The sequence below is a fragment of the uncultured Streptococcus sp. genome (assembly GCF_963456385.1).
In the GTDB taxonomy this organism is placed as follows: domain Bacteria; phylum Bacillota; class Bacilli; order Lactobacillales; family Streptococcaceae; genus Streptococcus.
Genome location: NZ_CAUOLF010000005.1, coordinates 75,738 through 101,735, shown reverse-complemented (window position 1 = coordinate 101,735; position 25,998 = coordinate 75,738). Strand labels below are relative to the sequence as shown.

Sequence of the window (25,998 nt, the reverse complement as noted above, 5' to 3'; positions counted from 1 at the left end):
GTAAGCGCAAGTACTTCCGCCTCCACGAGTGCGTCCGTTTCAGCAAGCACATCAGAGTCGACCAGTGCATCTGTATCTGCCAGCACGTCCGCGTCTACTAGCGCGTCTGTATCAGCAAGCACGTCCGCCTCCACGAGTGCATCTGTAAGTGCCAGCACGTCTGCATCGACGAGCGCATCAGTCAGCGCCAGCACGTCCGCGTCCACGAGCGCGTCCGTAAGTGCAAGTACGTCTGCATCGACGAGTGCGTCAGTGAGTGCAAGTGAATCAGCGTCTACAAGTGCATCAGTATCCGCAAGCACATCAGAGTCGACCAGTGCATCTGTATCTGCCAGCACGTCCGCGTCTACTAGCGCGTCTGTATCAGCAAGCACGTCCGCCTCCACGAGTGCATCTGTAAGTGCCAGCACGTCTGCATCGACGAGCGCATCAGTCAGCGCCAGCACGTCCGCGTCCACGAGCGCGTCCGTAAGTGCAAGTACGTCTGCATCGACGAGTGCGTCAGTGAGTGCAAGTGAATCAGCGTCTACAAGTGCATCAGTATCCGCAAGTACATCTGCATCAACGAGTGCGTCTGTAAGTGCGAGCGAATCCGCCTCCACGAGCGCGTCCGTAAGTGCAAGTACGTCCGCCTCCACGAGTGCGTCAGTGAGTGCAAGTGAATCAGCGTCTACAAGTGCATCAGTATCCGCAAGTACGTCTGCATCCACGAGTGCATCTGTAAGTGCGAGCACGTCAGCTTCAACTAGCTCATCTGCGAAAGCGAGTGAATCAGCATCCACGAGCGCATCAGTATCCGCAAGTACATCTGCGTCGACGAGTGCGTCCGTAAGTGCAAGTGAATCAGCGTCGACAAGTGCCTCTGTATCCGCCAGCACGTCCGCCTCAACGAATGCGTCAGTAAGTGCTTCAGAATCCGCAAGTATTTCGGCTAGCCTGTCTGGTTCGGAAAGTGCTTCGATTAGCGATTCTCAGTCAATCAGTGAGTCTACCTCAGTGAGCACCAGCACCTCAGTCTTGCATAGTCAGCTGGATCTGGTTCATGAGAAGGAATTCTACTCACTCAGTCTTTCTACAAGTGAGTCACTGTCAGTAGCAGTCAGTCTCAGCGAGCTTGCCCGTGTCAGTCAGTCTGTATCGGAAAGCCTGTCGACGAGTCTGTCAGCTAGTCAGAGCACATCTGAAAGTCTGTCCGCTTCAGCAAGACAGTCTGAGCTGGATCTGATTTCCAGAGGTCGTCTGCCTCAGACAGGGGAAACGGAGAGCAAGGCTTCCATCCTGGCTCTGGGCTTAGGAGCATTGGGCTTGGCCTTCAAGAGACGTAAAAAGAAAAGCGACTCTGAGGAGTAGCAGTAAATAGAGCAGATCAGTTTATCTTTTAGTCTGTCGAAAGTTCACTCAATTAGTGAGCTGTGGAAGTGATGGACAGAGCAAGTCTTAAGGAAATAACTTGGTTATTTCTGGTACTTGCTTCCTAAAATCCTAGACTAGAAACTAGTAAAAAGAAACTGATAGGCAATAGAAACAGGAAGTTTTGACAACTTCCTGTTTTTTTGACAATTTAGTAGAAAAAAGTGTCCTTTATTCTGCAGGAAAGTCCCTGAGAATATAGATTTTTTGGACAATATTTTATATAATATCAAGTATAGAAATGATGTTTTAGAGTTTATGAAATGAAAGAGTAAGGGAAGAAATGAAAACGATTGTTTTGGTTGGGGATCAGGCCTATCAGGAGCAAGTTTCGACTACAATTAAGTCGATTTTATATTACAATAAAAATGTAAAAATCTATGTTTTCAATCAGGGATTGAGCGATGAATGGTTCCGTGAATTTAATGAGCTGGCTGAGCAGCTGGACAGTGAATTAGTCAATATCAGCTTGGACCAAGTGACTATCAGTCCAGAGTGGCTGACTCAGGACCATATCAGCTCAGCAGCCTATGCTCGCTATTTCATTCCGCAGTTTGTAGCAGAGGAGCGGGTCCTTTATCTGGACAGTGATCTGGTGGTCAATAGAGATTTGCAGCCTTTATTTGATATTTTTCTAGAAGGCAAGCTTGTTGCAGCGGTTGGAGATGCCGGTGGTTACGGGTTTAACTCTGGAGTTCTGTTAATTGATAATCGAGCATGGAAAGAAAGGCAGCTGCAGGAGACCTTTATCAAGGAAACGGACCGCATCATGGGTTTGGTCCAGTCTGGCCAGATGGAGGATTTCAACGGCGATCAGACGGTTTTAAATCATGTGTTAGATCAGGACTGGCTTGCCTTGGATAAGATTTACAATCTGCAGGTCGGCCATGATTTGGTGGCCTTTTACAGCGGCTGGAATGGCCATTTTGAGCTGGACCAGGAACCTCTGATTATCCACTATACGACCTTCCGCAAACCTTGGAACTCGGAAGTCAGCTATCGCTACCGTCAGCTTTGGTGGGACTTTCAGGCCTTGAGTCTGGAAGAGATTGTAGCCCATCATCAGGGGGAGTTTGAGCTGCAAGACCGATGGGAGAAGGCGGCTCTGAATTGCATGCTCCTGACAGATGTACAGGAGCTGGAGCAGATTGAATTTTTAGCCCAGTCCCTGCCTAGCGTTCATTTTTATATAGCCTGTTACACAGATATGGGAGATTATCTGCGCTCTTTGGATCGCTATGAAAATATCCATCTCTATCCGCAGGTTATTCATGCAGTGCTGGATGAGCTCATTGATAAGTGCCAGGTCTATTTGGATATTCACCATGGAAGCGAGCACTATCAGCTGAGCAGTCGTTTCAAGGCACTTGGCAAGCCAGTTCTGGCTTTTGACAATACTAAGAAAAATGAAAACGAAGAACTGGTCTATCCCCATGAGCACCCTCAGGAGATGGTGAGAAAGCTGCGCAGTCTGATGAAAAAAGAGAAGCCGCAAGCCTTTCGGGCTGTGGTGCTGGCGGCTAATGCTGCCTATAGTGAGCAGGTCTTAACCACCATTAAGTCCATCGTCTGCCACAATCGCTTTATCAAGTTTTATGTCATCAATAGTGACTTTCCGACAGAGTGGTTTGTCAGCATGCGGAAAAAGCTGGCCAAGCTGGACTGCCAGATTGTCAATGCTCGGGTGGATGGCAGTCATATTAGTCAATATAAGACAAATATCCATTATTCAGTTTTTTTGAGATATTTTACGGCTACTTTTGTACAGGAAGATCAAGCTCTTTATTTGGACTGCGATATTGTAGTAACACGTGATTTATCAGAAATTTTTGCAGTTGATTTAGGTTCCTATCCGCTTGGAGCGGTAAGAGATCTGGGTGGAGAAGTATACTTTGGCGAGCAGATTTTTAATTCAGGTGTTTTACTAATTAATGTGAACTACTGGAGAGAAAACGATATTGCGGGCCAATTGATTGAGATGACTGATAACCTACATGATAAAGTTACTCAGGATGATCAAAGCATTCTCAATATGCTCTTTGAAAACCGCTGGATGGAGCTGCCTTTTGCTTATAACTGCATTACGCTGCACACGACCTTTTCGGACTATGAGCCAGAAAAAGGTCTCTATCCGCCTGTGATTCATTATCTGACCGAGCGCAAGCCTTGGAAAGAGTATACCCAGTCCATCTATCGTGAGGTTTGGTGGTTCTATCAGGGGCTGGATTGGTCGGATATGCAGGAGCCAGTCAGAGCCCTGACTCAAAAGATGGTGGAAGGTGAAGATGGCTCAAGCCTGTCCTGCCTAGTCTACACCTACTCTTGTGACCTGATGCATATCAACTATCTGATTCAAGCCCTGCCTGCCTGTCATTTCTACATCGCTGCACCGGTAGTGGTAGCAGAGCCGATCACGCGTCTGCTCCAGTATCCTAATGTCAGCGTCAGCTCAGATATTGCGGGCATTCCGGCTCTCTTGGAGTCGCTGGAAGCCAAGTCTCAGTTGCTGCTGGATATCAATGCTGGTGATGAGGTAGGGGATATTATTGCTCGCTTTAAGTCTGCTGGCAAGCCAGTCTTTGCCTTTGACAACACAGCCCATGGCCAGCAGGGGCAGGAAGTCTTTCCAACTGATAATCCTGAAGCCATGGTGCAGGCTATTGAGAAACTAGCCTTGGCCGAGCCTGAAGAGCAGCAGATTTCTGTACTCTCTATCGATCAGTCGCTGGATTATCTCTTGGAGAAAGGTGCTTCAGTGGTTCGCTTTGGAGATGGGGAGATGGATTTGGTTGCGGGCCGCAGTATCGTCTATCAGGATTTTGATCCAGAACTGTCAGCACGCTTGAGAGAGATGATGTCTATGGAGAGCGATGAGCGTTTGATGATTTGTCTGCCCGATGTCTTTACAGGACTAGAGCGCTATTCCATTGATGCCCAAAATTTTTGGAGTCTAAATCATTTGCCACATTTTCTTGAGAAATATAAAAATATTTGCCGAGCACCTTGGTACGGCTCGACTTTTATTTCCCGTCCTTATATTGACTTGGAAGATAAGATGCCGTCTGCGGGCTATTTTGCAAAGCTCAAGCAGCTATGGCAGGACAAGGATCTCTTGATCGTAGAGGGCTTGACTTCCCGCTCTGGTGTGGGAAATGACCTCTTTGACGGGGCTAAATCCATCAAGCGGATTATCTGTCCTTCGCGCAATGCCTACAGCAAGCTGGAGGACATCAAGCAGGCTGTTCGAGAGCATGCGGATAATCGTCTGATTTTGACCATGCTGGGTCCGACGGCCAAGGTCTTGGTCTATGATCTGGTTCAGGAAGGTTATCGAGCGCTGGATATTGGGCATATTGACTCAGAGTATGAGTGGTTCCAGATGGGGGCTACGCACAAGGTCAAGCTGTCGCACAAGCATACGGCTGAGCACAACTTTGATCAGGATATTGAGTTTAGAGATGACCAAGCTTATGACAGCCAGATTGTTGCCAATCTGGCTCAGGAATGAAGATTAGAAAAAGAATATGAAAGTTAATATTACCAATCTATACGGTATGTCTGGCCAGAGTACGGCCTTGATTGCCCAGAATGATGTGACCAAGCTAGCCAAGCAGCTGGGCTTCAATGAACTGAGTTTTTATTTTTACGATATTTACAGCGATAGCCAGTCGGAGCTCAGTCGTCGTCTGGACGGTATCATGGCTAGTGTGGGCTATGGCGATGTGGTTATCTATCAATCGCCGACTTGGAACGGTCGGGAGTTTGACCAGGCCTTTATCAGCAAGCTCAAGATTTTGCAGGCCAAGTTGATTACCTTTATCCATGATGTACCGCCGCTGATGTTCCCGTCAAACTACTATCTGATGCCGGAGTATATCGATATGTACAATCAGTCAGATGCGGTCATCGTGCCTTCTGAGCAGATGCGGGATAAGCTAGTGGCAGAGGGGCTGACGGTGGACAAGATTTTGGTCCAACGCATGTGGGATCATCCCTATGATTTGCCCCTGCACCAGCCTCAGTTTGCACCTAAGCTGTATTTTGCCGGAAGTGTGGAGCGTTTTCCACATCTGATTAATTGGTCTTATGCTACGCCGCTGGAGATTTTTTCGCCTGAGGAAGAGTTAAATCCAGAGGCCAATGTCAGCTATCGCGGCTGGGTCAGCCGGCCAGAGTTGCTCTTGGAGCTGTCCAAGGGCGGTCTGGGGCTGGTCTGGGGTGTTGAGGAAAATCCAGCAGACGAGCCGGAATACTACGGTCTCAATATCTCTCATAAGTCTGCCACCTATCTGGCAGCTGGGATTCCGGTCATCGTCCCTTCTTACCTGTCCAATGCAGAGCTGATTCGCGAGCGCGGTCTGGGCTTTGTAGTAGACAGTCTGGAAGAGGCCAGTCGGATCGTTGAAAATCTGACTGCAGAGGAATATCAGGCTATGGTCGAGCGGGTTAGAAAGTTCTCTTTCCTGCTCAAGGAAGGTTATTTTAGCAAGAAAGTCTTAGTAGATGCGGTGATGGAAGTCTTATCTTAGAGCCTTTCCAGCCATCGTCATGAGGAGTCAGTGTGAAGTCATTTTTTAAACCGGTCATTATCAAGAAGTTTCTGTGGACCTTATTTTTCTTATTTATCTATGTCTTGGGAACCAAGCTGACCCTGCCTTTCATCGATATGAGTAAGGCAGCTGCCATGGACGGAACCTCTACGACCTTGAACTATGCGACAGCCCTGATGGGGGGAAATCTACGCAGTATGTCGCTCTTTTCTGTCGGCCTGTCTCCTTGGATGTCCTCTATGCTGATCTGGCAGATGTTTGCTGTGTCCAAGCGCCTAGGCTTGAGTAAGCTCCCTCTGGAAGTACAGGAAAGGCGGCGGATGCTGCTGACTTTGGTTATTGCCTTGATACAGTCTGTGGCACTGGTCCTAAATCTGCCACTGCAAGAATCAGGTGGGGTGGATATGACTACGATTATGGTCTTAGATACCTTGGTCTTGATGGCTGGGACCTACTTTCTCATCTGGCTGACGGATTTGAATGCTGCCATGGGACTTGGCGGCTCCATCATGATTGTCATGGCCAGTATGATTGCCTACATTCCGCAGGATATTTGGAACTCCATTCAGGAACTGAAGATTTCTTCACTTTGGCTGGCCTTGATGCTGGTTTTCAGCCTAGTCTTTCTCTATCTGGCTGTTACAGTGGAGCGGTCCAAGTACCGAATCCCAGTCAATAAGATCAATATCCATAACCGTTTCAAGAAATACTCTTATCTGGATATTCGTCTGAATCCTGCTGGTGGAATGCCCATCATGTATGCGATGACCTTGGTCAGCATTCCCCAGTATTTCCTTTTGATTATCCATTTTCTCCAGCCGGACAATCAGCTGATTGAGCAGTGGATAGAAGCGCTGTCTATGGGAAGTCCAGCTTGGTTTATCCTCTATCTGATGACCATTTTCATCCTGGCACTGGCCTTCGCCTTTATCAATATCAGCGGCGACCAGATTGCTGAGCGGATGCAAAAGAGTGGAGAGTATATTGAAAATGTTTATCCGGGAGGAGCAACCCGCCGCTATATCAATGGTTTAGTGACCTATTTTGCACTAGTGGGGGCTTTCTATCTTATCCTGATTTCTGGCCTGCCTATGATAGTGGTACTTCTGGACATTCGCTATCTGCGGCTCAGTATGATTCCGGGGATTTTTATGATTTTTATCGGGATGGTCTTTTCTATTAAGGACGAGGTGGATGCCTTGACGCTTAATGACCGTTATCGTTCATTGTTATAGGAGAAACTATGTATTACTTTATTCCTTCATGGAGTGGCAGTGGGAATCGGGTTTGGCACCGGGATATTGTCCCTTGGTACCGCTCCATGCAGCGACTGGAGTTTGATGACTCAATTCATCAGATTCGGATTTTTCAAAGTGAAAATCTGCCAGTCCAGCTGCTTTTGCCAGCTTATATGCCACATGCCCGCTATCTCTTGCATCGGCAGGATATTTTTGAGACCGACTATTACTCGGTCTTTGATGAGATTCAGGGGATCCAGTCTAAAGAAATGCAGGTCTTGCAAATCAAGGATCTGGACTGGGAGCCAGACTGTGAGTTTGTCTATACGCCCTTTCTAATCATGGTCCGTAGGCAGGGACAGCTCTATGCCCATGTCGAGTTTGGAGTAGAAGGCTTTATCAGCTTCATCAAGTTTTTCACGAATGACCAGCTGGAGAAGTTTTATATCTTTGATGATCGGGGCTTTGTCTCCAGTATCACCTATTATGAAGAAGGTCAGCCCCTGTATCAGGACTACCTACAGCCGGATGGTGACTGGCGGATTCGTGAGCATCTCAAGCCTGACGATAGCCGAGTAGAGGTCAATCCGGCTTACTTACTGGACTTTGATAAGCTGGAGTATGACCACATGCCGGATTTGATCTTGGAGAAATTAGGCCATTATATCGAGCGCAATGCAGGAGCGGACAGCCGCTTCGTCCTGGCAGCGCATCCCTTATACACTCAAGCTATTTTGCGCTTATTGCCCAAGAATGTTCAAATCATTCTCAGTTTTTTCCATGAGCGCAATCATACAGTGGATTGGTCAGCTCTAGAAGCAGATTTGCAGCAGGCAGATTTAGTCTTGACTGATCGTATGGATTTCAAGAAGGCTATTCAGCGCTACCTGCCTGGGCAGGCTCAGAAGGTGCATTACCTATCGCCTTTTGATACTCGTCTGCAGCTGGGCAAGAGCCAGCGTCGTCGTGAATCCAAGATTTTTTATCAGGTTAATCTGGAAGAAGGGCTTAATGACTATGCCTTTTTCAAGGTTCTCCACTATGTGGCCAAGCATCCGGATACAGAGCTGACTATCGGTGTCTACAATGCTTGGCAGGAAGGAATCCAAAAGGTGGAGAACAAGGTGCAGGAGGTTATTGATGAATATCTGAATCGGTATGAATTTGTCAAGAACTACCGCCGCAGTGAGCAGGCTGAGAATGCCCTGCTGGAAAATCAGGAGCAGGATCTTCGTTTTACCATTAAGAATATCACGGACGAGCTTAGCTTGATTCAGGAGCTGGATGATACGCGGTTAATCATTGACCTGAGTGAGCAGCCCAATCTCTATACGCAGATTGCTGGGATTTCTGCCGGGATTCCGCAGATCAATCTGGTGGGCTCGGACTATGTGACCCATCTGCAAAATGGCTATATCTTGGATTCTATCTCTGATGTTCCGACTGCTGCAGATTATTACTTGGAAGGTTTGAAAAATTGGAATCAGGCCCTGATTTATTCCATTGAAAAAATCCATCATAATACTGGTCTGGAGCTGATTGGCCGTTGGGAGCAGTGGCTCAAGGAGGCTGAGAATGCAAAATAAGCTGAAAATCTTACAGATTGGCTCAAGCGACTGGAGCAAGGAGCTTACCATTCCAGACAATATGAACTGGTATTATTTCTTTCCTAACTCCAATCTAGCCATCAAAAAGGTCATGGAGATGGATAAGATTGGCAAGTTTGATGCGATTCTGGTGGACGATTTGCGTCGGATTCCAGATTTGTTTATGATTGAGTCCAAGATTATCCCTTATACAGTTTTCTATGATCAGGAACAGGAAACCCAGGAAGCGGATATTGAGTACTTCCTTAAGCGTCACTGTGCTCAGCCAACGGATATGAGCGATCGAGCTGACCTGCTCCGCAAGCTGTCTAAGGCTCTCTTTTCCGGCCAGTATGGCGATAAGATGACCCCACTTGATATGGTGGTCAGTCCCGGATTTCGGGGCAAGATTTGCTATAATGGCTATGAAAATCTAGAGCTGGAAGGTGACTTTGGTCAGGACTTTCAGCCTGTCCTCTCTTGGAAATACAATGTCGTGGCCAATGCCTTCAATCCAGTTGAGCTCTGGCTTGAGTATGAAAAGGAAGGAAACTGTGAGCTGCGGCTGCGGCTCTATAATATCCAAGAAGGTTCGACTGCAGATATTGCTCGCGAGACTATTTTCGCAGAAGAGGACATGCGGGAATCCATGGTTCTGGACAATGATTTTACTTCCTATCTGGGCGTCAGTCTGGAGGCTAGAGGTGAGGGACGGATTCAGGTCGGTGCTCTGCATCAGCGCCTGACCCGCTTTGAGTTTGGCAAGTATGTTCTGGGTGGGAAGATTTTTCGCGATAGCCACCGTCAGGAAATCAATTACTTCTTTTATCCGGGTGATTTGAAGCCGCCTTTGGCTGTTTATTTCTCTGGTTACCGTCGGGCGGAAGGCTTTGAGGGCTTTGGGATGATGCGCAGTTTGGGCTGTCCTTTTCTCTTGTTTTCTGATCCGCGCGTGGATGGTGGTATGTTTTATCTGGGCAGCCAGGAGCTGGAGAGCAGTATTCATAAGATTATCCAAGAGCATTTGGACTTTTTGGGCTTTACCGAGCGGGATTTGATCCTATCGGGCATGTCAATGGGGACCTACGGTGCGGTTTATTACGGTTCGGAGTTTCGTCCGCGAGCTATCGTTTTGTCCAAGCCCTTGGGAAATCTAGGAACTATTGCCCAACGTGGTCGTTTACGCCTGCCCGAGGTCTTTCCGACGGCTCTAGATGTACTTCACCGTCACACGGGTGGCAAAGATCAGGAGCATGTAGAGGAGTTGAATCAACGTTACTGGCGAAAGTTTGAGAAGGCTGATTTCAGCCGTACGACCTTTGGTATCGCCTATATGAGAGAAGAGGACTATGATCCGACGGCCTATGAGGATCTGGTGGCAGCTCTTCATCTGACTGAGGCCAAGCTGATTAGCAGAGGTGTCCCTGGACGCCATAATGACGACTTAGCTGTGTCTGTGTCTTGGTTTATGAATTATTATCGAATGATATTGGAAAAGGAATTTGGGAGAAAGAAATGAAGATTCAAAAAAGAAAGGGTGTTTACTGGGGAGAGCTGAGAGGGGTTTCGGCAGCTGGCAAAATGACTGACTTTACCTATCTTTATGGCACTACCCTTATCATTCATTCCCCTTCACATGTATTTTTTGAAAATAAACTGATGGCCTCCGGCCAGACCATCCATGAATGGTCTTCCAAATGGAACTATCAGCGAGACCGGCAGGTACCTGCTCTCCCCTTGCTCAAAAAGGGAGCTCGCTATTGCCTGTCTAGAGATATGACCACCTATCCTGAATCCAGCGTCTTTCTGAAAATCATCTTTTTTGACCGTTATGAGAAAGAAATCAGCAATCAAGTGGAGCGCTCGGAGAGTATGATCTTTACCTACCCAAACGAAGCCTATAGCTATAAGGTTCAGCTGCTGAGTGCAGGAGTTGAGTCCTTAGAGTTTCATTGCCTAAACATTGACCAAATCATAGAGGAGTCTGATGATTAAAAATCATTTTAAAATTCAGCGCTTAAAGAAAATCTTAGCCAAAGTCAAGAGCTTTGAGTCAGAAATGGCCGGCTTGTCAGACGCTGTGCTGCGGAAGAAAACACAGGAATTTAAGGAGAGATTGGCCGCAGGTGAAACTTTAGACGACTTGCTGCCGGAGGCTTATGCTGTGGTGAGGGAAGCGGACAAGCGGGTGCTGGGCATGTTTCCCTACGATGTGCAGGTCATGGGGGCGATTGTTCTCCATGAGGGCAATGTCGCTGAGATGGCTACAGGCGAGGGTAAGACCCTGACAGCTACCATGCCGCTCTACCTCAATGCCCTTTCTGGACAAGGAGCTATGCTGGTGACTACCAATACCTATCTGGCTCTGCGGGATGCTCAGGAAATGGGGCAGGTCTATCGTTTTCTGGGTCTGACTATTGAGGCAGCGGTGGTAGCTGATGAGGCTGAAAATTTGACTCCCAAGCAGAAGCGGCTGATTTACCAGGCGGATATTGTCTATACGACCAATAGTGCCTTGGGCTTTGACTATCTGATTGAAAATCTAGCAGAGAATAAGGATAGCCAATATCTTAGTCCTTTCAACTATGTCATCATAGACGAGATTGACTCCATCCTCTTAGACAGCGCTCAGGTGCCTCTGGTTATCTCTGGTGCCCCTCGAGTCCAGTCTAATTTCTATGCCATCATGGATACCTTCATTACGACTTTGAAAGAAGAAGAGGATTATCACTACGATGACGAGAAAAATGAAGTCTGGCTGACATCGAAAGGTATTCTGGCGGCGGAGTCTTTTCTTGACTTGGAGCATCTTTTCTCCAAGGAAAATCAAGAGTTGGTCCGCCACCTCAATCTAGCCTTGCGGGCCCACAAGCTCTACAAGAAAGACAAGGACTATGTTGTCCGACAGGGCGACAAAGAGGCAGAAGTCGTACTTCTAGATCGCTCAACCGGCCGTCTGCTGGAAATGACCCGACTTCAGGGAGGCCAGCACCAGGCTATTGAGGCTAAGGAGCATGTCAAGCTGACAGAGGAAACACGGGCCATGGCTTCCATCACCTATCAGAATCTCTTCCGGCTCTTCCAGAAAATCTCTGGTATGACTGGGACCGGCAAGGTGGTGGAGAGCGAGTTTATGGAAACTTACTCCATGTCTGTCATCAAGATCCCGACCAACCAGCCAGTTATTCGGCAGGATTTACCAGACCAGCTTTACCAGACCCTGCCAGAAAAAGTCTTTGCTTCATTGGATGAGGTCAAGCACTACCATGCTCAAGGCAATCCACTTCTCATCTTTACCGGCTCAGTCGAGATGTCGGAGATATACTCTTCTCTCTTACTGAGAGAAGGCATTGCCCACAACCTGCTCAATGCCAACAATGCGGCGCGTGAGGCGCAGATTATCGCTGAGTCTGGGCAGAAAGGTGCGGTGACGGTGGCTACATCCATGGCCGGCCGCGGTACGGATATAAAGTTAGGACCGGGTGTCGCAGATTTGGGTGGTCTCGTGGTGATTGGTACTGAGCGGATGGAGAACCAGCGGATTGACCTACAGATTCGTGGCCGTTCCGGCCGCCAAGGTGATCCGGGAATCAGTAAGTTTTTCATCTCGCTAGAGGACGACCTGCTCAGGAAGTGGGGACCAGACTGGCTCAAGAAGTTCTACAAGGACTACTCTACTGAAGAGGTTCAGCAGCATCCAGTCCAGCTGGGACAGCGTCGTTTCAGACACTTGGTGGCTAAGGCTCAGAGGGCTAGCGAAAGCAGCGCCAAGATGTCCCGTCGAATGACGCTGGAATATGCCCAATGTATGAAGATTCAGCGGGAGATTACTTATGCTGAGCGCAATCGCCTGATTCAAGCTGAGGAGCGGATTGACGAAGAAATCAGCCGTGTCCTCGGTCAGGTCATTCATCAGGCGGCCTATGAGCAGTCCTATGGGACGCGGGCTGACCTCTATCGCTTTATCTTAGACCATTTCAGCTATCATGCTGAGCGTATTCCTTATGATTTCGATATTTATTCGCCGGAGAAAATTGCAGAGCTCTTGCAGGATATTGCCGAGCAGGAATTGCAGGCAAAGAAAGCCTATCTCAAGTCTGACAAGCTCTTTACCCATTTTCAGCGGGTGTCCGTTCTCAAGGCTATTGATGAGAACTGGGTCGAGCAGGTGGACTATCTGCAGCAACTCAAGACAGCTTTGAGCGGCCAGCATTTCTCTATGAAAAATCCTCTGGTAGAATACTACCAAGAGGCATTCGATGGCTTTGAATATATGAAGGAGCGCATGAAGCAGCAGATTGTCAAGAATCTTTTGATGAGTGAATTGGCACTCAACCCTAAAGGAGAAGTCATCATGTACTTCCCGTAAGACGAGGAGAATATGACAGTATATAACATTAACTTAGGCATCGGCTGGGCCAGTAGCGGTGTGGAATACGCCCAAGCTTATCGGGCCCAGCTTCTGCGCAGAATCCAGCAGCCGGCTAAGTTTATCTTTATGGATATGATTTTAGCGGATAATATCCAGCATCTGACGGAAAATATCGGTTTTCTGGATGAGGAAGTTATCTGGCTTTATAATTACTTTACCGATATCAAGATTGCACCGACGACGGTGACGCTGGATCAGGTGCTGGCTCAAGTCGCAGGTCAGCCGGAGCGCTCGGAGAGAGAGGGCAAGATTGTCCGCTATTTCTATCCGCAGGATGATCAGTTTATCACTTGCTATCTGCGGCAGGAAGACCAGGACTTTGTCGAGCATGTAGAGTATGTGTCGCGGGGGAGATTGATTCGCAAGGATTATTTCTCCTATGTCCGCTATGCCAGTGAGTACTTCGCACCCCACAATGAAGCCGCAACTCTCTACCAGCGCCGTTTTTACCATGAAGACGGCAGTGTGGCTTATGACATGCTGATAGAGGATGGTCAGGAAGAGCTCTATCGCTTTCCAGATCGGATTTTCTATTCCAAGGCTGAGCTGGTTCGTTATTTCCTTCAGTGTCTAAAGCTACAGTCTGACGATGTTGTCATCTTGGATAGGGAGACAGGGATTGGTCAGGTTGTCTTTGAGGAGAGTCAGAAGGCTAAGCTGGGAGTAGTGGTCCATGCGGAGCATTTCAGTGAAAATGCCAGCAGCGACGACTACATTCTCTGGAACAATTTTTATGACTACCAGTTTACCAATGCTGACAAGGTGGACTTCTTCATCGTGGCAACAGAGGCTCAGAAAACGATTCTAGAGCAGCAGTTCCAGCATTACTCGGACAAGCAGCCCAAGATTGTCACCATACCAGTGGGGAGTCTTGACCAGCTGACTTATCCCCAAGAGCCTCGCAAGCCTTTCTCTATGATTACGGCTTCGCGTCTTGCTACGGAAAAGCATATCGATTGGCTAGTGGCAGCGACTGTCCAAGCCCAAGCCCAGCTGCCTGAACTGACTCTTGATATTTACGGTAAGGGTGGCGAAGAGGATAAGCTGCGTCGCAAGATTGAGGAAGCAGGAGCTCAGGACTACATTCGACTCAAGGGGCATGCGGATCTGAGTCAGATTTATGCAGGCTATGAGCTTTATCTGACTGCTTCGACCAGTGAAGGCTTTGGTTTAACGCTCATGGAAGCAGTTGGCTCGGGTCTGCCCCTCATCGGCTTTGATGTCCGCTATGGCAATCAGACTTTTATTGATGATAGTAAAAATGGCTATCTGCTGCCGGTCAGTTCCAATCAGGTCGAGGATCAGATTATTGCTGCTTTTGTGGAGAAAATAGTAGCTCTATTTAGCCAAGGACGCCAGCAGGAGATGAGCCAACACTCTTATCAAGTGGCCGAGAATTATTTGACCAACCGGGTTGAAGCGGCTTGGTCCCAGCTTTTAAAGGAGGTCAGAGATGATTCAGCTCTTTGATTATTACAATCAGGAAACCCAGGATCTGCATGATTCCCTCCTTGCAGCTGGCTATGACTGTCCGACCATTGTCATTGAGGCCAATGGCTTTTTGCCAGACGACATGATCTCCCCCTATACTTACTTTCTGGGGGATGAAGAGGGAGTAGACCACCCGCTCTTTTTCAATCAAGTGCCAGTGCCGCCTTTCTGGGAAATCACAGGCGACCATCAGGCGGCGCGTGTCAGTGATATGGGAGAGGAAAGAGCACGGATTCACTATGCCAGTCAGGCTAAGGGGCGCCTGGTCAAACAGGTAGACTGGCTGGATAAAAAAGACCAGCTGCGACTGAGTGAGCGCTATAATAAGCAAGGCCGCTGCTTTGCCAAAACAGCCTATAAATCTGCTCAGGAAGCCTTCAACACGACGTATTACAGCACAGACGGCCAGGAGCGCATCGTGGAGAATCACGCCACTGGTGACATCATACTGACTTTGGACCAAGAGCCCTTGCGAATTTTTAAAAGCCGAGTGGATTTTATCCGTTTCTTTTTAGAGCGGCTAGACTTTGACTTGGATCACATTCTCTTTAATTCGCTGGCTTACTCTTTCTTGGTTTCCCACAGCTTGACAGGGCGTGCTGGCCAGGATATTCTCTTCTGGCAGGAGCCTCTGTATGACGAGTTGCCAGGCAATATGCAGCTGATTCTGGAAAATAGTCAGCTACGGACGCAGACCATCGTCATTCCAGATTTAGCGACCTATGAAAAGGCCAAGAGTTTGGCTGCAGCTGACCAGCAGCAGAAGTTCCTGCATCTGGGCTATCATTATGATTTCAAACGGGACAACTTCTTGAGAAAAGATGCCTTAATCCTGACCCATTCGGATCAGATTGAAGGCTTAGAGACCTTGGTTCAGTCCCTGCCTCAGCTAGTCTTTCGCATTGCAGCCCTCACGGAAATGTCACCTAAGCTCTTGTCTATGCTGTCCTATAAGAATGTAGTCCTTTATCAAAATGCCAGTCTCAAGCAGATCGAGCAACTCTACTTGGAATCGGACATTTATTTGGATATCAATCACGGCGGACAGGTTCTGCAGGCAGTGCGCAAGGCATTTGAGAACAATCTTTTGATTCTAGGCTTTGAGCAGACCCTTCATGACAGGCACTACATTGCCCAGCAGCATATTTTCGACAGCAGCCGGCCAGCTCAATTGGCATCAATTTTGGAAGAAGCCTTATCAGGTGTCGAGCAGATGCGGTCAGCCTTGCAAGCTCAAGGTCGACATGCCAACGATGTGCCTGTCAGTCTTTATCAGGAGACTCTCCAAAGCGTACTAGGAGGTCAGCATGGCTAAAAAAGATTTATTTCATAAGGATATTGAGGGGCGGTTAGATGAGCTTAAGCATGGCAAGCCCAAGAAAGAAAAGGCCAGCTTGGGTGAAAATCTCAACAAGGCTTTTGTCATCGCCTTGGGCTTAATGATCTTGATTGGCTTGATTTTTACATTGATTGGAGCCTTGAGGAAATAAAATGCAAACAATATTGATTACACTTACCATTGTAGCAGCTTTTGTCTTGATTTTGCTGGTTAGTCTTCTTCCCAGAGGGAGCCAGCAATTTTACAGAGACACCAATACATCGATTGGCAAGTCAGGCTACTGGGAAACTCACTTTGCAAAGAAAATCCTAGTTCTTTTGGCAAGCCTTGCCCTGATTGTGCTTATGATTTTCTTTATGATTCAACCCCTCTAGCATCTGTCTAGGTAGCGAAGCTGTTCTGACGACTGCTAAAAAAGAAAGACCCTCTATTGCAGACAATGGAGGGAATTTTTATAAGCTGATTTTTTATGTAAAGGTTTTAATTTCTGAGAGCACCTTGATATTTTTCTGAAAAGGAGTAAACTGGATATACAAGTGATGGAGGTTTGGTATGAAATTATATGTTCAGTTGATGATTATTTTTATGATTTCCCTCGTTGGAGAAGGGATTTCAAGTGTTTTCCACCTGCCTGTTCCAGGCAGTATCATTGGTTTAGTCTTGCTGTTTTTGGCTCTGCAGTTCAAGCTCCTGCGCCTACGTCATATCAGTATGGTTGGCAATTTTCTCTTGGCAAATATGACCATCCTTTTTCTGCCTCCTGCAGTTGGTATCATGGATAAATTTCAGGTCATTGAACCTTATCTGCTGCCGATTATTTTGATTGTTTTAGGAGCAATTGTGCTTAATGTCTGCGTGATTGCAGTTGTGGTGCAGCTGATTAAGACTCGTTTTGAAGGAGATTATGAGGAAGGAGACGCCAGCAATGTCTGATTTATGGAGCAACCCTCTCTTTGGCCTTGCCTTGTCTATCTTGGCCTATCTGTTCGGCCTATTGATTTTTCGTAGATTTCCTCATCCCTTGACAACTCCTTTGCTGATTGCAGCAGTTTTGGTCATTGCTTTTTTGAAACTATCTGGTATTTCCTACAAGGATTACTATGTCGGCGGCTCCTATTTAAACAATCTAATTGTGCCATCTACGGTTGCTTTGGGGATTCCGCTTTACAAGACTTTTCATTTGATGAAGCACCATGCGCGCAGTATTTTGATTGGGACCTTTGCGGCGGTTGTAGTCAATACTAGCTTTACTGCTCTGTTGGCTAAGTTTTTCGGCATGAATTTCTTTCTGGCTGTTTCTCTTTTTCCGAAATCTGTCACAACGGCCATGGCTGTCGGTATCACAGACAAGCTGCAAGGGCTTGCTACTGTGACATTAGTTGTGGTGGTTGCGACGGGCATTCTGACCAGTGTTTTAGGGCCAACGCTTCTTAAGCTCTTAAAAATCACAGATCCAGTAGCTATCGGTCTAGCTTTAGGGGGAACCGGCCATGCGGTAGGAACGGGAACCGCCTTTAAATACGGTCAGGTCGCAGGAGCTATGGCAGGACTGGCGATTGGCGTGACTGGGCTCATGTACGTTCTGGTCAGCCCCATCGTGGCAGCCATTATTCTGAAGTAAAAATAAACGAGGTTGAAACATTTTGTTTCAACCTCGTTTTGCTTATTGAAGATTTAGCTTCTTTTTCACGATGAAATAGATGGTAAAATAGAAACCAAAAACTTTCACGAGCTCAAAGACAATTTGGATAATCAGAGAGAGGTCTAGCATCATTTCAAAATCCGTAGCGGAGTAACTATAATCGTATGGAGCAAATAGGCCATACGGATTGAAGAGACTAGGTAAGAAGATTGACAGGACCGCCAGAACACTCCAAATCAAAAATCCGAAGAGTACAGCCATCATAATCCGATTCTTCTTAAATAGCTGTCCGACTGAGATTGCTAGATAAAAGAAGAGGATACCAGAAAGGATTTGAAGGAGATTAAGGAAGCCGTATTTGACAATCCAAAGCCACAGATTTGGGATTTCACCAATATATTTAAAAATTTCATTAAATGAATAGCCTGTAATAGCGAGGGCAATGCCAAAGATGACTAAACCATTAATAAACATGGTCAGCATACACAAGAGGGTCCAAACAAAGGCGGAAAGAAGCTTGGACAGAAGAATCTGATGCGGGGTGACCGGCAAGGTCCAAGTCAGGTAGCCTTCTCTCCCAAAGACATTTTTATAAAATCGACGGATAATAATGATGGTATTGGATAGAAAGACTGCGCAAGATGCAGAAAACAGCAAGAGAAATAGTAGATAGAAAGTGACAATAACACCACTAATAGCCATTGGGTAGTCACTATAGCGTTCCATGACCTCAGGTCTCAAGCTGCTGCCAGTTATAAATCCCATCAAGATAGATAGAGTGAGAAGAATGGCAAAGGTGATACAATACCATTTGTAATTAGACTTAAAATCGTATTTAAACAGTTTTCCAAACATATAATGAAGACCTCCTAATAAAAGCGAAACTGGCTGCGGAAGAGATTATCAATGGATTGATTGTACTGTTGACGCAGCTGATTAGCATTTTCATGCAAAAGAATCTGACCTTGGTTAATCAGGATTACTTCATCCAAGATTGGCTCGATATCCGCAATCAGGTGGGTGGAAATGATGACAGAAGACTGAGGCGTGCGATTTTGGATAATGGTCTGCAGGATATAGTCACGAGCAGCCGGATCCACACCACCGATAGGCTCGTCTAGGATATAGAGTTCCGCATGGCGGCTCATGACCAAAATGAGCTGCATTTTTTCTTTGTTACCTTTTGAAAGGCTTCCGATGCGCACTTGAGGATCGATATGAAGATCCTTTAGAAGCTGCATGGCTTTCGCGCTGTCAAAATTATCATAAAAATCTTGGAAATATTTTACAGCTTCGATTACTTTAGAGCTGTCGCTTAGATAAGTCGTATCTGGTAGATAGGAAACGATTCTTTTGGTCTCAGGTGAAGGTTCCACGCCTTTGAGATAAATATGACCAGAGGTCGGCTGCAAGAGACTATTGATAAGCTTGATAATAGTTGTCTTGCCGCTGCCATTAGGACCTAGAAGTCCGATGATTCTGCCGGGCTGGATGTTTAAGCTCACATCATACAGGGCGGGTGCGTCGCCATAATTTTTATGGACATGGTCAAGATAGACCAGAGGATACTGATTCATACATGTCTCCTTTATTTTCTTCAATTTACAATTATTATACCTTTTCCTTAGGAAAATGGCAAAGAAAGCCGGAAAGGGTGAATGGAATCTTTCTGTTCAGTCAAACTCCTATTTCCCTCATTCAGTGAATTGCGGTATAATAGTTATAAGAAGAAGCAAAGCATGTTCAAGGAGAAAAATGTGGTGATACAACTTGATACCAAGACTGTTTACAGTTTTATGGATAGCTTGATCCCGATAAAGAAATATGTGCAGAAAGCCAAGGGGTTAGGATACAGTCATCTGGGCATGATGGATGTGGACAATCTCTATGGAGCCTATCATTTCTTAGAGGAAGCTGAATCTGCGGGACTACAGCCGCTTTTAGGATTGGAGCTGAGTCTGATCAAGGCAGAGCAGGAGCTTCATCTCCGTCTGCTGGCCTTAGACAGTCAGGGCTATCGCAATCTGATGAAAGTCTCGACTCTCAAGATGATGGGACAAAAAAACTGGGAGGATTTCCAGCATCTCTTTAAGGGATTGGCTGTAATTGTTCCTGCTTTTGACGGAGTAGCAGATCTGAATTTGGGTTTGGATTTTTATGTTGGAGTTTTTCCAGCAACGCCCCAGCAGGAGTTTGGTCGGCCAACCCTGCCCCTGCATACCGTCCGATATTTTGACACGGGGGATTTGGAGACCTTGCAGATGCTCCGGGCTATTCGAGAAAATGCCAGCCTGCGGGAGATTGGCAGCCTCCCCAATCATGAGTTTTTGCTAGCACCAGATGCTCTGGCAGGAGCTTTTAAGGAAACTTTCCCAGAGAGTCTGGCTAATCTTGAGAAGCTAGTCCGTGATGTTCACTATGATATCAATAGGGAGCTGAAACTGCCACGCTTTAATCGAGAGCGGCCAGCCGTGGAAGAGCTAAGGGAGCGCTCAGAAGCTGGTCTGAAAAAACGTGGCTTAAGAGGAGCTCTCTATCAGGAGCGGCTGGATCAGGAGCTGGATGTCATTCATCAGATGGGCTTTGATGATTACTTTCTCATCGTCTGGGATTTGCTGCGCTTTGGTCGCAGTCAGGGCTATTATATGGGCATGGGCCGAGGATCAGCTGTCGGCAGTCTGGTAGCCTATGCTTTGGAGATTACTGGGATAGACCCAGTCAAGAATAACCTGCTCTTTGAGCGCTTTCTAAATCTAGAGCGCTATACCATGCCCGATATTGATATCGATATTCCTGATGTTTACCGGCCGGAGTTTATCCGCTATGTTCGTGACCGCTATGGCAGCATGCATGCGGCTCAGATTGTGACCTACTCGACCTTCGGAGCCAAGCAGGCCATTCGCGATGTTTTCAAGCGCTTCGGTCTGCCAGAGTATGAGCTGACCAATATCACCAAGAAAATTCGCTTCGGCGATAGTCTGACCTCTGCTTATGAGAAAAATATGGCCTTTCGTCAGATTATCAATAGTAAGCTGGAATATCAAAAGGCCTTTGATATTGCTAAAAAAATCGAAGGTCATCCCCGTCAGACTTCTATCCACGCAGCCGGCGTTGTGATGAGTGACAATGACCTGACAGACCAGATACCGCTCAAATACGGTGAGGACATGTATATCACTCAGTATGATGCCCACGGTGTGGAGAGCAACGGTCTGCTCAAGATGGACTTTTTGGGCTTGCGCAATCTAACCTTTGTCCAGCGGATGAAAGAAGCAACCCTGGAAAAATATAAGGTAGATATTGAGATTGCAGAGATTGACTTGGAGGATCCAGCTACTTTGAAACTCTTTGCTGCGGGCCAGACCAAGGGGATTTTCCAGTTTGAGCAGCCGGGGGCTATCAGCCTGCTCAAGCGTGTTCAGCCGATTTGCTTTGAGGAAGTAGTAGCCACAACCTCTCTCAATCGTCCTGGAGCCAGTGATTATATTGACAATTTTGTCAAGAGAAAGCATGGGCTGGAGCAGGTGGAGTTAATTGATGAAAGTTTGGCTGATATTCTAGCTCCGACTTACGGTATCATGCTCTACCAAGAGCAGGTCATGCAGGTGGCCCAGCGCTTTGGTGGCTTTAGTCTGGGGAAAGCTGATATTTTACGAAGGGCAATGGGTAAGAAAAGTGCTGCTGAAATGCACCTCATGCAGGAGGACTTTGTTGCAGGTGCTCTCAAGCTAGGGCATTCGGAATCTAAAGCCAAGGAAGTCTTTGCTATTATGGAGAAGTTTGCTGGTTATGGCTTCAACCGCAGCCACGCCTATGCCTACTCAGCTCTGGCCTTCCAGTTGGCTTACTTCAAGGCTCACTATCCAGATGTTTTCTTTGATGTCATGCTCAATTATTCAAGCAGTGACTATATCACCGATGCCCTGAGTTTTGACTTTGAAACAGCACCCCTCAGTATTAATAATATTCCCTACCACGATAAGTTTCAGGATAAGAAGATTTTTTTGGGTCTGAAAAATATTAAAGGTCTGCCTAAGGATTTGGCTTACTGGATTATTGAAGAGCGTCAAAATGCTGCCTTTACTGGGGTGGAAGACTTTATTCTGCGCCTGCCTCAGAATTACCATAAGATTCCGCTGCTGACCTCTTTGATTCAGCTGGGTCTCTTTGACAGTTTTGAGAAAAATCGCCAAAAAATTCTAACCAATCTGCCTAATCTATTTGTATTTTCGGATGAGTTGGGCAGTCTCTTTGCGGATACGACCTATTCTTGGACAGAGGCTCAGGATTTTAGCGATACTGAAAAGTTTGAGCTGGAACAGAGCATTATCGGTGTGGGGCTTAGCGATCACCCCTTGGTTAAACTGGCCAAAGAAGCGGACCAGCCCTTTAGCTGGATTAGTGATTTGACGGAAAATAGCAGAGCTAGGATTCTGGCTGAGGTTCAGACTATCAAGACTATCCGGACTAAAAAGGGCGAGAATATGGCCTTCTTGCTGGTTTCAGATACCAAGAAAAAACTGGATGTTACCCTCTTTCCTGATACTTATAGACAGCTGGGTGAACGCATTAAGGAGAAGGGTATTTACTACTTGACCGGCAAGGTGCAGGAGCGGGATGGCCGTTTACAGTTGGTCTTGTCAGATATAGAAGAAGCCACTACAGAACGCTTCTGGATAAAACTTGCTGGACATGAACATGATCGGGAAATATCTCAGATTTTACAGAAATACCCCGGCAATATTCCGGTTGTCCTGCGCTATGAAGATGAGAAGCGAACTATGTCTGCACCTCATTTCCGAGTGGAGAAATCGGAGCAGCTGCAAGAGGAATTGAAGAATTATACTATGAAAACGATTTTTCGTTAAAAAATATGGAAAATAAGAGAATTTTCATGATGATTGTGGTATAATCTATAAGAATGTTAAAAAGAAAAAGGAGCAAAAAGCGAAATGAAACGTATTGCTGTTTTGACTAGTGGTGGTGATGCCCCTGGTATGAATGCTGCCATCCGTGCGGTTGTTCGTAAAGCAATTTCCGAAGGAATGGAAGTCTACGGTATTTATGATGGTTACGCTGGAATGGTTGCTGGCGAGATTTACCCACTTGATGCAACATCAGTTGGTGACATTATTTCTCGCGGTGGAACCTTCCTTCACTCTGCTCGTTATCCTGAGTTTGCCCAAGTTGAAGGGCAACTGAAAGGGATTGAGCAACTTAAAAAACATGGAATCGAAGGTGTCGTTGTTATCGGTGGTGATGGATCTTACCACGGTGCGATGCGCTTGACAGAGCATGGCTTCCCAGCTGTCGGTGTTCCAGGAACCATTGACAATGATATCGTCGGAACAGACTTCACTATCGGTTTTGATACTGCTGTTACTACAGCTATGGATGCGATTGACAAGATTCGGGATACCTCATCCAGTCACCGCCGTACTTTCGTTATCGAAGTAATGGGCCGTAATGCTGGTGATATTGCTCTTTGGGCAGGTATTGCATCTGGTGCGGATGAAATCATCGTTCCTGAAGAAGGTTTCAAGATCGAAGAAGTTGTTGAAAGCATTAAGAGTGGCTATGCCAAGGGTAAGAAGCACAACATCATCGTCTTGGCTGAGGGTGTCATGTCAGCGGATGAATTTGCTGAAAAGCTGAAAGAAGCTGGAGATATGAGCGATTTGCGTGTCACAGAGCTCGGACATATCCAGCGTGGAGGCTCACCGACTGCGCGTGACCGTGTTCTTGCATCTCGTATGGGAGCACATGCTGTTAAACTGCTTAAAGAAGGTATCGGCGGAGTTGCTGTTGGAATCCGCAATGAGCAGATGGTTGAAAGCCCAATTCTGGGAACTGCTGAAGAAGGAGCACTCTTTAGCTTGACTGCTGAAGGAAAAATTGTCGTCAATAATCCGCACAAGGCTGACCTGGACTTGGCTGATTTGAACCGCAGCATCAATATTTAATTATTATTTGTTATTCAGGCCAAGAGGCCAAATAGAAGAAGGAGTTTCATACAATCATGAATAAACGTGTAAAAATCGTTGCAACATTAGGTCCTGCGGTAGAAATCCGCGGTGGTAAAAAATTCGGTGATGACGGATATTGGGGAGAAAAGCTGGATGTTGAAGCATCAGCTCAAAACATTGCTAAGCTGATTGAAGCTGGCGCAAACACATTCCGTTTCAACTTCTCACACGGTGACCATGCTGAGCAAGGAGAACGCATGGCAACTGTTAAGCGTGCAGAAGAAATTGCCGGCCAAAAAGTTGGTTTCCTTCTTGATACAAAAGGACCAGAAATTCGTACAGAATTGTTCGAAGGCGATGCAAAAGAGTATTCATACAAGACTGGTGAAAAAATCCGTGTTGCTACTAAGCAAGGTATCAAATCTACTCGTGAAGTAATTGCTTTGAACGTTGCTGGTGGATTGGACATCTACGATGATGTTGAAGTTGGCCGTCAAGTATTGGTTGATGATGGTAAACTTGGTCTTCGTGTTATCGCTAAAGACGATGCTACTCGTGAATTTGAAGTAGAAGTTGAAAACGACGGCATCATTGCTAAGCAAAAAGGTGTGAACATCCCTAACACTAAGATTCCTTTCCCAGCGCTTGCTGAGCGTGACAATGACGATATCCGCTTTGGTCTTGAGCAAGGAATCAACTTCATCGCGATTTCATTTGTACGTACTGCAAAAGACGTCAACGAAGTTCGTGCAATCTGTGAAGAAACTGGTAATGGCCATGTTCAATTGTTTGCAAAAATCGAAAACCAACAAGGTATTGATAACTTGGACGAAATCATTGAAGCTGCTGATGGTATCATGATTGCCCGTGGTGACATGGGTATCGAAGTACCATTCGAAATGGTTCCAGTTTACCAAAAAATGATCATCACTAAAGTGAACGCAGCTGGTAAAGTTGTTATCACAGCAACAAACATGCTTGAAACAATGACTGAAAAACCACGTGCAACTCGTTCAGAAGTATCAGACGTATTTAACGCTGTTATCGACGGAACTGATGCAACTATGCTTTCAGGCGAGTCTGCAAATGGTAAATACCCACTTGAGTCAGTAACAACAATGGCTACTATCGATAAGAATGCTCAAACCCTTCTTAACGAATATGGTCGCTTGACAACTGATAACTTTGAGCGTAACTCTAAGACTGAAGTTATGGCTTCAGCAGTTAAAGATGCTACAAACTCAATGGATATTAAGTTGGTAGTTACCCTTACTAAGACTGGTCACACAGCTCGCTTGATTTCTAAATACCGTCCAAATGCTGATATCTTGGCTATCACTTTTGACGAATTGACTCAACGCGGTCTTATGCTGAACTGGGGTGTAATTCCAGTGACTACAAACACTCCATCTAACACAGATGATATGTTTGACATCGCTGAAAAGATTGCGGTTGAGCAAGGCTTAGTTGAATCTGGTGATGATATCGTTATCGTTGCTGGTGTGCCGCTTGGTGAAGCAGTTCGTACCAACACAATGCGTATCCGTACAGTACGTTAATCTAAGACAATAAAAAGAACCGTTGATTGAAAAATCATCGGTTTTTTTCTCTTGTCGAAGTGATGGCCATTATCTTGCTTGAGAAGGAGGACACGCCAGTGTTTTGATTTTTGAAATAAGATTGTCCCTTTGTCTATTTTGTCTAAAAATGATATAATGGTATAAAAGAGATGGGAGAGACAGATGTTAAAGAGAGATTTATTAAGAAATATCATTATTTTTTCAGTACTGGCAGCTATCATTATAGGGCTGAGAGTTTTTATTTATACGCCTTATCGGATAACTGATCAAGACAGCAATGCTTACTTGGCAAAGAATGACTTGGTCTTGGCGACGAGAAAGCAAGACATCAAGCGTGGAGACTTTGTTCTCTATGAAGTGGACGGCAAAGACTATGTCGGCCGGGTCATTGCCCAGGAAAAAGATCAGGTAACCTATATGGATGATCTCCTTTACCTGAACGGCCAGGTCATGTCGGAAGAATACATTGAGAAAATGCGCGAGAAATATTTGGCTTCAGCAGGAAGTTCGGGTTACTATACTCATGATTTCTCTGTTATGGATTTAAAAGACTCAAAGTCTGATAAAATTACTAAAGATTCTTATCTGATTCTTAATGACCGACGTGAAAATACGAAGGACAGCCGAGAATTTGGGCTCATCAAAGCCAGTCAAATCAAGGGAGTGGTGGAGTTCCGGCTCTCACCGCTGAGTAAATTCGGATTTATCGAAACAAAGTAACCCACAGTTGCTTTTTTTTAAAAAAAATCTTTTTAGAAAGAAAA

20 protein-coding genes are annotated in these 25,998 nt (G+C 46.2%); 18 read left to right on the top strand and 2 right to left on the bottom strand.

Translation table 11 applies throughout. The features are described 5' to 3' along the window. From RP262_RS03350 to RP262_RS03285, 14 genes are all read left to right on the top strand, one after another. Window positions 1-1,350: LPXTG cell wall anchor domain-containing protein (locus RP262_RS03350; RefSeq protein ID WP_311154314.1), on the top strand; the 1,350-nt coding region annotated here is incomplete at its 5' end. 343 nt (window positions 1,351-1,693) lie between these two features. Then, window positions 1,694-4,918: an SP_1767 family glycosyltransferase gene (locus RP262_RS03345; protein ID WP_311154313.1), complete on the top strand. Its 3,225-nt coding sequence runs from the start codon at window positions 1,694-1,696 to the stop codon at window positions 4,916-4,918. 16 nt (window positions 4,919-4,934) lie between these two features. Continuing rightward, on the top strand, window positions 4,935-5,939 hold the full coding sequence (locus RP262_RS03340; protein WP_101771199.1) for a sugar transferase: 1,005 nt from the start codon (window positions 4,935-4,937) through the stop codon (window positions 5,937-5,939). Between the two features lie 32 nt (window positions 5,940-5,971). After that, window positions 5,972-7,195 carry an accessory Sec system protein translocase subunit SecY2 gene (gene secY2 / locus RP262_RS03335; protein WP_311154312.1) on the top strand — a complete coding sequence of 408 codons (1,224 nt, stop codon included), beginning with the start codon at window positions 5,972-5,974 and terminating at the stop codon, window positions 7,193-7,195. Between the two features lie 8 nt (window positions 7,196-7,203). Further along, the gene (gene asp1 / locus RP262_RS03330; RefSeq protein ID WP_311154311.1) at window positions 7,204-8,784 is read left to right on the top strand and encodes an accessory Sec system protein Asp1; all 1,581 of its coding nucleotides are present in this window, start codon (window positions 7,204-7,206) and stop codon (window positions 8,782-8,784) included. Continuing rightward, window positions 8,774-10,303, top strand: coding sequence for an accessory Sec system protein Asp2 (asp2, locus tag RP262_RS03325; protein WP_311154310.1), 1,530 nt, complete (start codon window positions 8,774-8,776; stop codon window positions 10,301-10,303). The genes asp1 and asp2 overlap by 11 nt, the downstream gene beginning before the upstream one ends. Further along, window positions 10,300-10,779, top strand: a complete 480-nt coding sequence (asp3, locus tag RP262_RS03320; protein ID WP_311154309.1) for an accessory Sec system protein Asp3 — start codon at window positions 10,300-10,302, stop codon at window positions 10,777-10,779. Before asp2 ends, asp3 begins: the two co-directional genes overlap by 4 nt. Beyond that, complete coding sequence (gene secA2, locus RP262_RS03315) at window positions 10,772-13,153, top strand: accessory Sec system translocase SecA2 (protein ID WP_311154308.1); 2,382 nt, start codon at window positions 10,772-10,774, stop codon at window positions 13,151-13,153. Before asp3 ends, secA2 begins: the two co-directional genes overlap by 8 nt. A 12-nt stretch (window positions 13,154-13,165) precedes the next feature. Beyond that, window positions 13,166-14,686 (top strand): accessory Sec system glycosyltransferase GtfA, encoded by a 1,521-nt coding sequence (gene gtfA / locus RP262_RS03310; RefSeq protein WP_311154307.1) that lies wholly within the window; start codon window positions 13,166-13,168, stop codon window positions 14,684-14,686. Continuing rightward, window positions 14,670-16,022 (top strand): accessory Sec system glycosylation chaperone GtfB, encoded by a 1,353-nt coding sequence (gene gtfB, locus RP262_RS03305; protein ID WP_311154306.1) that lies wholly within the window; start codon window positions 14,670-14,672, stop codon window positions 16,020-16,022. The genes gtfA and gtfB overlap by 17 nt, the downstream gene beginning before the upstream one ends. Next, window positions 16,015-16,197: an accessory secretory system protein Asp4 gene (gene asp4, locus RP262_RS03300; RefSeq protein ID WP_002897858.1), complete on the top strand. Its 183-nt coding sequence runs from the start codon at window positions 16,015-16,017 to the stop codon at window positions 16,195-16,197. Before gtfB ends, asp4 begins: the two co-directional genes overlap by 8 nt. A 1-nt stretch (window position 16,198) precedes the next feature. Further along, window positions 16,199-16,420, top strand: a complete 222-nt coding sequence (locus tag RP262_RS03295; RefSeq protein ID WP_311154305.1) for an accessory secretory protein Asp5 — start codon at window positions 16,199-16,201, stop codon at window positions 16,418-16,420. 178 nt (window positions 16,421-16,598) lie between these two features. Then, a complete protein-coding gene (locus RP262_RS03290; protein ID WP_311154304.1) occupies window positions 16,599-16,979 on the top strand; it encodes a CidA/LrgA family protein in 381 nt (126 codons plus the stop codon). Beyond that, complete coding sequence (locus RP262_RS03285) at window positions 16,972-17,667, top strand: LrgB family protein (RefSeq protein WP_002919316.1); 696 nt, start codon at window positions 16,972-16,974, stop codon at window positions 17,665-17,667. The genes RP262_RS03290 and RP262_RS03285 overlap by 8 nt, the downstream gene beginning before the upstream one ends. Before the next feature lie 42 nt (window positions 17,668-17,709). Here the strand turns inward: RP262_RS03285 and RP262_RS03280 are convergent, their stop codons facing one another. Together RP262_RS03280 and RP262_RS03275 are read right to left on the bottom strand one after the other, a co-directional pair. Further along, window positions 17,710-18,543 carry a lantibiotic ABC transporter permease gene (locus RP262_RS03280; RefSeq protein ID WP_311154303.1) on the bottom strand — a complete coding sequence of 278 codons (834 nt, stop codon included), beginning with the start codon at window positions 18,541-18,543 and terminating at the stop codon, window positions 17,710-17,712. Window positions 18,544-18,557: 14 nt separating this feature from the next. Then, window positions 18,558-19,265: an ABC transporter ATP-binding protein gene (locus RP262_RS03275; RefSeq protein WP_311154302.1), complete on the bottom strand. Its 708-nt coding sequence runs from the start codon at window positions 19,263-19,265 to the stop codon at window positions 18,558-18,560. A gap of 180 nt (window positions 19,266-19,445) precedes the next feature. On the opposite strand from RP262_RS03275, the gene RP262_RS03270 reads away from it, so the two are divergent. The 4 genes from RP262_RS03270 (at window position 19,446) to lepB (ending at window position 25,954) form a co-directional block, all read left to right on the top strand. After that, on the top strand, window positions 19,446-22,556 hold the full coding sequence (locus RP262_RS03270) for a DNA polymerase III subunit alpha (RefSeq protein WP_311154301.1): 3,111 nt from the start codon (window positions 19,446-19,448) through the stop codon (window positions 22,554-22,556). Between the two features lie 84 nt (window positions 22,557-22,640). Further along, entirely contained in the window at window positions 22,641-23,651 is a 1,011-nt protein-coding gene (pfkA, locus tag RP262_RS03265) for a 6-phosphofructokinase (RefSeq protein WP_002906871.1), read from the top strand. 56 nt (window positions 23,652-23,707) lie between these two features. Further along, a complete protein-coding gene (pyk, locus tag RP262_RS03260) occupies window positions 23,708-25,213 on the top strand; it encodes a pyruvate kinase (protein ID WP_002919310.1) in 1,506 nt (501 codons plus the stop codon). A 183-nt stretch (window positions 25,214-25,396) separates the two neighbouring features. Next, window positions 25,397-25,954, top strand: coding sequence for a signal peptidase I (gene lepB, locus RP262_RS03255; RefSeq protein WP_311154300.1), 558 nt, complete (start codon window positions 25,397-25,399; stop codon window positions 25,952-25,954). Window positions 25,955-25,998 lie beyond the last annotated feature (44 nt).

Bases quoted from the DNA above. Each gene is read 5' to 3' on its own strand.
- RP262_RS03345 (WP_311154313.1), top strand. From the start codon at position 1,694: ATGAAAACGATTGTTTTGGTTGGGGATCAGGCCTATCAGGAGCAAGTT.
- RP262_RS03340 (WP_101771199.1), top strand. From the start codon at position 4,935: ATGAAAGTTAATATTACCAATCTATACGGTATGTCTGGCCAGAGTACG.
- asp1 (WP_311154311.1), top strand. From the start codon at position 7,204: ATGTATTACTTTATTCCTTCATGGAGTGGCAGTGGGAATCGGGTTTGG.
- asp2 (WP_311154310.1), top strand. From the start codon at position 8,774: ATGCAAAATAAGCTGAAAATCTTACAGATTGGCTCAAGCGACTGGAGC.
- asp3 (WP_311154309.1), top strand. From the start codon at position 10,300: ATGAAGATTCAAAAAAGAAAGGGTGTTTACTGGGGAGAGCTGAGAGGG.
- secA2 (WP_311154308.1), top strand. From the start codon at position 10,772: ATGATTAAAAATCATTTTAAAATTCAGCGCTTAAAGAAAATCTTAGCC.
- gtfA (WP_311154307.1), top strand. From the start codon at position 13,166: ATGACAGTATATAACATTAACTTAGGCATCGGCTGGGCCAGTAGCGGT.
- gtfB (WP_311154306.1), top strand. From the start codon at position 14,670: ATGATTCAGCTCTTTGATTATTACAATCAGGAAACCCAGGATCTGCAT.
- asp4 (WP_002897858.1), top strand. From the start codon at position 16,015: ATGGCTAAAAAAGATTTATTTCATAAGGATATTGAGGGGCGGTTAGAT.
- RP262_RS03295 (WP_311154305.1), top strand. From the start codon at position 16,199: ATGCAAACAATATTGATTACACTTACCATTGTAGCAGCTTTTGTCTTG.
- RP262_RS03290 (WP_311154304.1), top strand. From the start codon at position 16,599: ATGAAATTATATGTTCAGTTGATGATTATTTTTATGATTTCCCTCGTT.
- RP262_RS03285 (WP_002919316.1), top strand. From the start codon at position 16,972: ATGTCTGATTTATGGAGCAACCCTCTCTTTGGCCTTGCCTTGTCTATC.
- RP262_RS03280 (WP_311154303.1), bottom strand. From the start codon at position 18,543: ATGTTTGGAAAACTGTTTAAATACGATTTTAAGTCTAATTACAAATGG.
- RP262_RS03275 (WP_311154302.1), bottom strand. From the start codon at position 19,265: ATGAATCAGTATCCTCTGGTCTATCTTGACCATGTCCATAAAAATTAT.
- pfkA (WP_002906871.1), top strand. From the start codon at position 22,641: ATGAAACGTATTGCTGTTTTGACTAGTGGTGGTGATGCCCCTGGTATG.
- pyk (WP_002919310.1), top strand. From the start codon at position 23,708: ATGAATAAACGTGTAAAAATCGTTGCAACATTAGGTCCTGCGGTAGAA.
- lepB (WP_311154300.1), top strand. From the start codon at position 25,397: ATGTTAAAGAGAGATTTATTAAGAAATATCATTATTTTTTCAGTACTG.